Annotated in this window: 5 protein-coding genes; all 5 read right to left on the bottom strand. The window is 56.6% G+C overall.

What is annotated here, in order from left to right:
- Nucleotides 1-249: 249 nt before the first annotated feature.
- The 5 genes from HQL76_12150 to HQL76_12130 all read right to left on the bottom strand — a co-directional run bounded on the left by HQL76_12150 (nt 250) and on the right by HQL76_12130 (nt 10,264).
- On the bottom strand, nt 250-822 hold the full coding sequence (locus HQL76_12150; protein ID MBF0109917.1) for a DUF4351 domain-containing protein: 573 nt from the start codon (nt 820-822) through the stop codon (nt 250-252).
- Complete coding sequence (locus tag HQL76_12145; GenBank protein ID MBF0109916.1) at nt 803-979, bottom strand: hypothetical protein; 177 nt, start codon at nt 977-979, stop codon at nt 803-805. Before HQL76_12145 ends, HQL76_12150 begins: the two co-directional genes overlap by 20 nt.
- Nucleotides 980-1,130: 151 nt before the next feature.
- Entirely contained in the window at nt 1,131-1,985 is an 855-nt protein-coding gene (locus tag HQL76_12140; GenBank protein MBF0109915.1) for a DUF4351 domain-containing protein, read from the bottom strand.
- Between the two features lie 336 nt (nt 1,986-2,321).
- The gene (locus HQL76_12135) at nt 2,322-5,171 is read right to left on the bottom strand and encodes a sulfide/dihydroorotate dehydrogenase-like FAD/NAD-binding protein (GenBank protein ID MBF0109914.1); all 2,850 of its coding nucleotides are present in this window, start codon (nt 5,169-5,171) and stop codon (nt 2,322-2,324) included.
- A gap of 53 nt (nt 5,172-5,224) precedes the next feature.
- Nucleotides 5,225-10,264, bottom strand: a complete 5,040-nt coding sequence (locus HQL76_12130; protein MBF0109913.1) for a 2-oxoacid:acceptor oxidoreductase family protein — start codon at nt 10,262-10,264, stop codon at nt 5,225-5,227.
- Nucleotides 10,265-10,570 lie beyond the last annotated feature (306 nt).

Below are 10,570 nucleotides of genomic sequence, written 5' to 3'. Positions count from 1 at the left end.
ACCTCGGAATGCACGTCGATGCCGACCGGTTCCAGCAGAGTTTTCAGTATGGTGCCGACCAGACAGTGCCAGCAGGTCGTTTGCTGATGTTGATCCAATCGGGCAATTTCCTTTCTTCGGTGTGAAGTTCATGGAATGGACATTGCTAGGTCGCTTGCGCCTGACCCATCCAAAGGGGTGGAGGGGCGTTTTGTCGATGAAACATGGAAACTTTCGGAATTTTCAGGTCACGATGCACCAATATATTGGTCATCGTTCTTTATCCGCGAACACTTCATCCAATGATTGGGCGTCCAGAATCCGAAGACTCCACGTCTCCAAAGAGTCCGGTTCGGCCTGGGTAATTTTAATACTGACCCATTCAGGGACAGTACCAAAGCGGTATTGTAACTGGCGGGTCAGTATTTCAGCCTTTCCTTCGGCTTTCCCTTCGGCTTTCCCTTCAGCTTTCCCTTCAGCTTTCCCTTTTCTCTCGCCATCACGTTCGCCTTCCTGGCGTCCATCCCGATATTCCTGTTGCAAACGATGCTCAAATTTTTGTAGGGAAAAAGGTTCATCATCAGGTGTGGTATCGATCATCGATTCAAACCACTCTTTTCCAAGCTGCATGACATATTCCGGGGTGATTCCTTCCATCTCTGGACTATTCAGTGAATTCTTCATCTGCAATCTCCATAAACCGATCATGACCCGGCCAAATGCCACGGACAGCTTGAGCAATCCTGCATGCTCAATGGTTTTGAACGCCTTTTTCCGCTCATCCTGTCGGCTGGCAAAACATTTCAACGGAGCATTTCGTGGTTCATCCACCAATTCGTTCAAAAGAATCAACCGGAGCAGACCACCCCAGATCTGCCTTGGGGGGTGCGGAAACAACCTGAACCTCGGAATGCACGTCGATGCCGACCGGTTCCAGCAGAGTTTTCAGTATGGTGCCGACCAGACAGTGCCAGCAGGTCGTTTGCTGATGTTGATCCAATCGGGCAATTTCCTTTCTTCGGTGTGAAGTTCATGGAATGGACATTGCTAGGTCGCTTGCGCCTGACCCATCCAAAGGGGTGGAGGGGCGTTTTGTCGATGAAACATGGAAACTTTCGGAATTTTCAGGTCACGATGCACCAATATATTGGTCATCGTTCTTTATCCGCGAACACTTCATCCAATGATTGGGCGTCCAGAATCCGAAGACTCCACGTCTCCAAAGAGTCCGGTTCGGCCTGGGTAATTTTAATACTGACCCATTCAGGGACAGTACCAAAGCGGTATTGTAACTGGCGGGTCAGTATTTCAGCCTTTCCTTCGGCTTTCCCTTCGGCTTTCCCTTCAGCTTTCCCTTCAGCTTTCCCTTTTCTCTCGCCATCACGTTCGCCTTCCTGGCGTCCATCCCGATATTCCTGTTGCAAACGATGCTCAAATTTTTGTAGGGAAAAAGGTTCATCATCAGGTGTGGTATCGATCATCGATTCAAACCACTCTTTTCCAAGCTGCATGACATATTCCGGGGTGATTCCTTCCATCTCTGGACTATTCAGTGAATTCTTCATCTGCAATCTCCATAAACCGATCATGACCCGGCCAAATGCCACGGACAGCTTGAGCAATCCTGCATGCTCAATGGTTTTGAACGCCTTTTTTCGCTCATCCTGTCGGCTGGCAAAACATTTCAACGGAGCATTTCGTGGTTCATCCACCAATTCGTTCAAAAGAATCAACCGGAGCAGACCACCCCAGACAGGCTTGCTTTCATAGACCCCCTTGGGTCCGACAGGTTCAAAGGCAAAACGTTCGATAAATTTCCGTTCGGGTGTCTTGGCACTGATCAAAATACTTCGCAGTTGATGCCGTTGCAACCTTGCCGTATCCAGGTACAGATGGTCATAGACGCTCAATTGCGACAAGGCCTCCTCATTCAGGCTTTCGGTAACTTTCAATTCAACCAGGATATGGTCTGCATCAAGGTCTTGCAGTCCATCCGCCAGGCGCAACCGTTGCTCATCTGTCCAACCATAGTCCTTTCGTTGAATCAGGATCAAGTCTGCCTTGGGGGGTGCGGAAACAACCTGAACCTCGGAATGCACGTCGATGCCGACCGGTTCCAGCAGAGTTTTCAGTATGGTGCCGACCAGACAGTGCCAGCAGGTGGTTTGATGATGTTGATCCATTCTGGCGCGTTCCTTTCTTCATGACCAAAACGTGATGCAACATGGTCTACTGACATAGAAAAAAAATGAAAAAAAAGGGACCTGGAGGCAATCCCCAAGATCCCTTTTTTTTATTCGATAATAACAAAAACACGCCATGGAAGTATGGCGTATGAACCATTACACCTTCAGTCCGTGAGCCTCCATGCTTTTGAGTTCCTTGGCGCGGAACTGCATGAATCTGGGCATGAATTTTTCCCAATCGATGATGTGGGCATCCAACTCCGGACCATCGATGCAGGCATGTTTGCGCACCATCTTGCCATTGATGGTCACCGGGACCATGCACGCACCGCACATGCCGGTCGCATCGACCATGATCGAGTTGAGGCTGGCGATGGTGCGTACACCGAAGGGACGGGTCAGATCACTGACCGCCCGCATCATCAGTGGCGGGCCGATGGTGACCACCTCTCCGACCGGCCTTCCCTGTCCGTCGCGGGCTTTTTCGAGGATTTTCATCAGCGGTCCCGTCACAAAGCCCTTGAAGCCCATGCTGCCATCGTTGGTCGTATAGATGACTTCGAGGGTTTTCGGAAACCGTGCCTGCAACCGGCCAACCCGTTCATCGACCCGCGACCAGAAAATATGCCCCTTGCTCCGAAAACCGGAAATCAGGGTGACATGATTGCCCAACTCCAGATGTTCCCGCATGATCGGATAGACCGGCGGCAGACCCACCCCGCCTGCGGTGAAGACGACTGTTTCCCCATTTTCATAACGTTTCAGATGGCTTGGCAATCCCAGGGGACCGGCGATTCCGTGAAAACTTTCCCCGATGGCCATCCTGTTGATCACCATGCTGCTCGTTCCCAACCCCTGAACCACCAGGGTGATGGTGCCCCGGCGGGCATCCCAGTCGGCCAGGGTCAGGGGAATCAATTCACCCTTTTGCCAGGCCAACACCCGGACAAACTGTCCCGCCTTCGCCGCGCGCGCGATCAGGGGTGATTCGACGACGAACTCGACAATCCCTTCGGCCAGTTGAATCTTGTCACGGATGACCGCCCTGGCCTGTCCCATCCGGGTGTAGTGGATCGCCTTGGCGACCATCTTGCGGATCGCCAGGGGATCGTCCGGCAGGTTCATCCCGATCTCGCGGGCGGCACTCAGACCATCACCCGCCGCCTTGATCGCCGTCGAGCCACCACGGGCCGCGTCACCGCCGCTGAAAACATTCTCGATCGAGGTTTCCTGGGAATTGGGTCCGACCTCGATGGTGCCCCATTTGGTCGTCTTCAACCCCGGTTCCGCATCCTTGACGATCGGATTGGAGCTGTTGCCAAGCGCCATGATGGCCAGATCGATCTGAATGGTCTCGGTATGCCCCGTATGCACCGGACTGCGCCGGCCCGAAGCATCGGGTTCACCCAGGGTCATGACATCCAAGACCGCCTCGCGGACAAAATGATGGTTGTCGCCGCGAAATTCGATGGGGGTCCGCAATACCTTCAGAGCCACCCCTTCCTCCAGGGCATGATGCAACTCCTCGACCCGAACCGGCATTTCCTCGCGGGTCCGGCGGTAGACGATGGTGACATCCCCGCCCAACCGTTTGGCCGTGCGCACCGAGTCCATCGCCGTGTTGCCGCCGCCGATGACGATGATCTTCTTGCCCTCGATGTCCGGCAGAGGGGTTTCATAATCTTCCCGATGCGCCTGCATCAGGTTGACCCGGGTCAAGAATTCATTGGCCGACATCACCCCGTTGAGGTGTTCCCCGGGGACGTTGAGAAACTTCGGCAATCCGGCCCCCGTCCCCACGAAGATTTTCCAGAACCCCGCTTCCTTGAGTTGTGTCAGCGTCGCTGTCTTGCCGACAAGGAAATTGGTGACGAATTCACCACCCAATTGCTTGATCTTCTTGATGACATCATCGATCAATTCATTGGGAAGGCGGAATTCGGGAATGCCATAACGCAGCACCCCGCCCAGTTCGTGAAACGCCTCGAATACCGTGACCGGAAACCCTTCCTTGAGCAGAAGATAGGCGTTGATCATCCCTGCCGGACCGGAGCCGACAACGGCGATCGGCGGTTTTTTCCCCTCGATCCACGGACTGACATAATCACTGGCGAGGGCAAACAATGCCTCCGGATCGCGAACCTTGCGGCTTTGCGGCAGATACCATTCCAACTGGCCGATTTCCATCGGTTTTTCCGAAAGCGTACACACCCCCTGGCATTGATGTTCCTGGGGGCAGACGCGACCGGTGACGTTGGGCAGCGGATTGGAATCGCGGATGATGGCGTAGGCATCCTCGAAACGCCCCTCGCCCAGGCAGTGAAGCATTTCCGGAATGTGAATCTTGACCGGACATCCTCCTTTGGGTTCGCTCTTGCCGCATTGAACGCCGATTTCGCAGGGACGGTCGTCACACTGCTTGTCGCGCAACACTTCGAGCCAGACAAACAACTCCACCTCGCGGAAGGAATATCCCAATCCCATGTAGCCCAGATACCCCTGGGTCACCAGATCGAAATCCTTGTTGCGCTCGTTGGCGGGGCGGATGTAGGGCGGAATGTTGTTCTGACTCGGCCAGTTCACCGACAGCCCTTTGAACATCGGGTAGCGCTCGGAAAGGTGCCGGTCGAGGGCCTGGATGAACCTTCTCTTGAACTTCAGGGGGACATCCCAGACAAAACGCATCAGGACGACGCTCATGGCGTCGTCCTGCAACAGAAGATGCCAGAATTTATGGATGAATTCTCCGGACATCTCCTCCTTCTTGAACTCGTTGGCGATCGCCTCGACCCCTTCCTCGATGAAAATGCCACGAAACATCGCCGGATTGTTGAACAACCGTTCCTTGAGCAGATCCATCTGCTTCTGGAAAATCTCGACCGCATGACTGCTTTCAAGATTTTTCATCTGTTCCGCCACCGATTGCTGATGATGGCTGGTCGCCTCGATTTCCTGCGAGGCGCGATAGTACCGTTCAAGATCGGACGGATCGTAGTTGTATTCCATGGAAGTGTGCATTTGATCCATGATGCTGTCTCCTGTGCCGCGTTCGCTTCCGGTCATGCCGGACGGTTGAACTGAATGATCGCGGCATCGCAATCGTTGGCGACACGTTCGGCTTTCTTGATCAGTTCGGGTGTCAGTTCCAACGTTTGCAGAACCCCTTGTTTCACCCGGCTGACCTCTTTGGACTTTCCTTCGTGCATGATGGTCACGTTTTCAAAAAGGGTGCTGACATCGAGATAGCACTTTTTGCAGTTGGAGCATTTGTAAATGTCCTCCTCGGCGATCATCACGAGGGGTTTGCCCGAACCCTTGCCACCCGCCGCGGCACTTCCTTCGGCGGCAGGCAGAACACCCGCCCCCACCAGGGCGGCGCCGACGATTCCCGCTGCCCGGGCCCTGGCCCCGGAAGCCAGTTCCGACATGCCGCGGGCAATCGAATCCATGCTTTGTTCGCGTTCCTTGACCGCCTGGGCATAGCGTTCCTTCCACAGTTCCATCTCGCGGCGGTGGCTTTCGGCCATCTGTCCCAACTGCATTCCCGAAAGGGTTTGCAGCGTTCGCCAGTGACGCAGGCAGTCGTCGGTCATGGCGACGATGGCGGGGGATACCGCCAGTTTGACCAGATGATTCTTCTTGTCGGTGGACCAGACAAACGGGGTCAATCCTTCCCGCGCCTCGGGCGAAAGGGCGATGTATGGCGCAATCTCGCGCAGTTCGTCATCGTCGCGCACCGGGGTGAAATGTTTCTTGAAACGCCCTTCCTTGACGGCAAAATCGGCTGGCGTGAAGGGAATTTCCTTGATTTGCGGATGTCCTTCGGCATCATCGTAGGCGATGGTTGTTTTGCTCCAGTCGCTTTCGGGATCGGGGTTGCCCTCGATGGAAAAACGTTCCGACAGCGAATTTCCCGCCAGAGGATGATGGACGAACACCGGATGCATCCGGCTTTGCACCGCCTCCCGGGCGCGCCGGGTCGAGGCGTTGTCGCCGATGCCGTGTTCCGGCTGGCAGGGGGTATAGACCGTCAAAAGCGCCGGGGTTTCCTGATGATTGAGAAGATCCAGGACGTTTTTCAGAAAATGGTTCTGGATGCCGACCGAGGTCTGGACCACGAAGACATGGGGATGAAATGCGGCCAGAAGCCCCAATTCCTTGCGACTCTCCGTCTTTCCGCCATGTTTTTTTCCATGACGCGCCAGATCGGAATCCTGCCCCATGTAGCTCGACGTCGAGGCCTGGCCTCCGGTGTTGGAATAGACGCCGGTATCGACGATGACGCATTTGATCGGTGTCCGGGTCGCCAGCAGGCGTGACAAGGCGCCAAAACCGATGTCGAACTGGGAACCGTCGCCGCCCAGGGTCAGAACCGTCGGCAGCAGAGAGCGCTCCTCATGATCGAAATCCTCCCAGCCAAAGTATTTGAAAAAGCCATCGTGGACGGCGGGGTCGTAGCTGTCTTCGATTTCAAGTCGTGCCACCCGGACCGCCTTGAATTCCTGGGCCATGTTCTGCGACAACCCTTCGAAAATCCCCTTGGCGAGGGGCGCGGTATCGTGAAACAGGCTGTTGACCCACGGGTCGGTGTAGGGATTGAAAGGAAAGGTCGAACCATAGACACTGGTACACCCGGTGGCGTTGGCGAAAACGGCATTGGCGGGACCATTGCCGGTCGGGCCGCTTTCCAGGTTGAACAGGCTGCGTTCGATGACGGGAACGACGGCGTGCAATCGCCGGCGACGGTTTTCATCGCCGTCGAGTTGCGACAGCTTCTCCTTGACCTGGGCCAGGAGCTGTTCCAGATGCGACAGACGGCGCCGATGACGTTCGCTGTGCAGTGCCCGGTTCATGCCGGTGAACAGCCGGACCGCAGTCACTTCGCCGCATCCGCGGCAGGCGCCATGGCCTCCGGTCAGGGCATAATAGTTCTTGTGGTCGAGCATCAGTCGTTTGGTATCGCCTCCGGCCCCCAGTGCGTTGTTGAAAAACCGGTTCGGGGTATTGGGAAGGCGTGACAAAAAGGTGAAGGATTCTTCGAGCCTCCGCGCCAGGTCCGGGGTCTGGACCCGTTCGACGAGCGCCTTGGGGCCGCAGACATCGACGCATTCGAGGCATCCGGTGCATTTCCAGGGATCCACCGCCACCGAATAGAGTCCACCGCTTCCCGGAACCCCCTTTTCCATGGCATCGAAGAAGGGGCGGGTCTTGGCCACCTGAAACCGTGACAGGACCGTGACCAGTTTTGAAAAATTTTCCCGGGTGGTGGTGCTGGAACCAAAGTCCATCCCGATGTCCATCTGGAAACCGGCGTCGGCGACCGCTTCACTGAACGGCTTCGGATCCTTGGCGGGCAGTTTGCGATAGATCTCCCGGACCACATTGGCAAGAGGAATCACCAGATCGCTCAGGGCGTGCTTTTGCTGGGGAGGAATGGGCAACTCGGCGATGCCGGCGTTGATGAGGTCGTGGATTTCATGCACAGTGTTGGGAATGGCGGCGTCGGGACAGGCAATGGCGCATTCCATGCAACCGGTACACAGGTGCGGTATGTATTCGGGAACATCCAGCCGGAACAGCCCCTTGTCCTTCCATGCGGCGGTGGCAATGGGGATGTGCAATCCCTGACCGGGGAAGACCGGGCTTTCGCCGATGGTCCCCGCCTTGATCGGATCGGCGGCTGTCTTGGTAAAATAATTCTGGTCGAACATGCCGGCGCAACCCGAGGCGGGACCACGTTGCACCATGGCGGCGGATATGGCCACTCCAGGCCCGCGGCTGCTCTGGGCCTGTTGTCCCTCCGCCTCGACGAAGGCAGGCTCGTTGTATTCAACCTTGCGGGTCGAGAGGATGCCCCGTTTGATGACCGCCATGTTGCTGGCGACCACCTTGTCGCCCTTGCCGCCAAACTTTTTCTGGATCTGGTTCTGGATCTTGGTCAGCAGGGTCTCTTCGGTCGATCTTCCGACCACCTGGGAGACATTGCCGCACATGGCGCCGATGAAGGCAATGCCCATCATCCGCACCTGGAGATCCTGGGTCGGCGCGTTTTCCTTGGCGATGCTGAAGGCATCGACAACATGGAAATTGATCCCCTTTTCCCGAATCACACGCCGGGCGGAGGCGGGCAGTCCTTTCCAGACATCGAGCGGCGTCTCGTTGGACTGCATGATGAACGTGCCGCCATCGGTCAGACCGCGCAATGGATTGGTGTGCTCGAAGACCTTGTGGTCGGGGGAAAGGACGATTTCGACCTCTTCGAGCTCGGCATTGGTGATCTTGATCGGTTCAGGGCTGAGGGTCAGATAGAAGTTGGTCGGGGCGCCGCTTTTTTCGGAGCCGTATTTCGGCGCCGATTTGGAATGGAGTTCCATGACCCCGGACAGAATGTCGGTCAAAAGTTTCCCGGTGGCGATGGTGCCGTATCCGCCGACCGAATGAAACCGGACCCGGAGCGCACCGGAAGGCAGTAGGTGGGGATTGGTCTCGGTGGCGAAGGACATCCGCGTCGTTTCGGGATAGGCCTGGCGCAACCGTTGTTGCAGATCGATCAATTCCTGATCCTGGGCCTCCTCGAAAAACCGGGAGCCAAGATAGAACAGAGGGATGTTCTTTCCTTCCTCCATGTTGCGAAAAGCCGCGACCAGATGCCGGGGTTGCAGATCATGACCGCCAAGGCCGAAAATTCCGGTACACAGGATCGGGGCTTCGTGGATTGCGGGGATGCCGTCATGTCGCGGCTGTTTGTGGTTTTGCACCGCCTTGAAGAGGGCGTTGGCCACAAGTTCGCTCAAGAGGGTGGAATCGGAGCGTTCCAGGACGGTCACTGCCCGTTTACCCTGGAGTGCCGTCACGATATCCGCCTCGGGGAAGGGCATGAACTGTTTGATGGAGACGGAGCCGACCCGATGTCCCTGGTTTCTCAGGTGATCGACGACCGCTTCGACGTCGTCGGTGACCGATCCCATGGAGACAATGACACAATCGGCATCGTCGTTGCGGTAGGTCGCAACCGGGGTGTAGGAGCGACCGGTGAGCTGGGAGTACTCTTCCATCGCCTGACGGATGAATCCGGGCACGGCGCTGGCGAAGTGGGAACGGTGATCGGCGGAGCCGGCCTGAAAGTCGGGCTGGTTCTGCACCGGCCCCGTGGATCCGGGATTGTTGGGATCGATGAGGGCCGGGACCCGTTGGCGCGTACCCTTGGGTTGGGCATTGCGCCATTGACGGCTCCAGCGGGCTTGAAGGGGTTCGGGGATCCATTCGAGGGTCCGACCAATGGTGCCTCCCTCATTGTCCTGTTCCACTTCGTGGGCGTTGGCGTCAAGATGGGCCATGAGTTGACCGAAGGCGGCATCGGTAAAATCGGTCCGGTTCTTCTGGAGGAAACTCTTCAGTTGAACGACCCGCCCCTTGGCGCCAAAAAGCATTTCCTGGGCCAGGGTCGGACAGGGGATCCGTTCTTCGGGATCGCCGACGAAGGTCTTGAGCAGCTGCGCTTCGGGGAGGAGCGCCTCGCTTTGCATGTGGGAGGTGGCGAAGCCGTCCATCGCGTTGGCGACGGGAATCAGCGACAGGGCGCTGACCTTGTAGCTGATGGCCGCCAGATCCGCCGCCTCCTGGGGATTGCTGCCGAACAGGATGGTATAGCCCGAATTGACCATGGCGTAGACATCGTCATGCCCCGCCATGACGTTGAGGGAGTGTTTGGACACCACGCGCGCGGCAATATGGAGAACGAATCCACCGACTTTCTTTCCGGCGGTGACATAATGCGATTCCAGGCCATAGAGGATTCCCTGGCTGGACGAGGCGTTGGAAACATAGAGACCACCTGTCATCGCTGCCCCGAGGGCGCCGCTCTGCGCCGAGTGTTCCCCTTCCGGTTCGAAGAAAAAAGGATGCCGGCCCCAAACGTTCATGCCGCCGTTGGCCCGGTAGGATTCGTAGATCTCGGAGATTTCCGTGGAGGGGGTGATGGGGTAGCCGATCACGCCGCCACAAACATGTCCCATGACATGCGCCACGGCGCCGTTGCCGTGAATGACCGCCTTGAGACCCGGGAACCGGGGTTCCCCCGAAGAATTGCCATTTGCCATTTTCTTTCCCCATCTTTATATAAGAGACGCTCTATCTTTGGAGTTTCTCGGACTGAAACGAAAAAAGCCCATCTTTCAGGCCCTGGGCTTCGTCGATGATCCCGGAATGGGATGACGAGGGGGTTTCGGTCCGCCGTTGAGTATCGATACACCGCAGGTTACTGGTTCTAAGCCACGTATGCCCCGGGCGCAAGAAAAAATGATCATTTTTTTTCTTTATGGTGTCATCATGGTGATGGGATCGCGGCGCCGATGACCGGTTTGGACACCTTTTCCCGGGAGTGGTTCCGTGTTCCGGTCGCGTTG

The organism is Magnetococcales bacterium, assembly GCA_015228815.1.
Lineage (GTDB): Bacteria > Pseudomonadota > Magnetococcia > Magnetococcales > UBA8363 > UBA8363.
Note: the sequence above shows the minus strand (reverse complement) of the source record. Positions and strands in the feature narration are given on the sequence as shown.

Bases quoted from the DNA above. Each gene is read 5' to 3' on its own strand.
- HQL76_12135 (MBF0109914.1), bottom strand. From the start codon at position 5,171: ATGGAATACAACTACGATCCGTCCGATCTTGAACGGTACTATCGCGCC.
- HQL76_12130 (MBF0109913.1), bottom strand. From the start codon at position 10,264: ATGGCAAATGGCAATTCTTCGGGGGAACCCCGGTTCCCGGGTCTCAAG.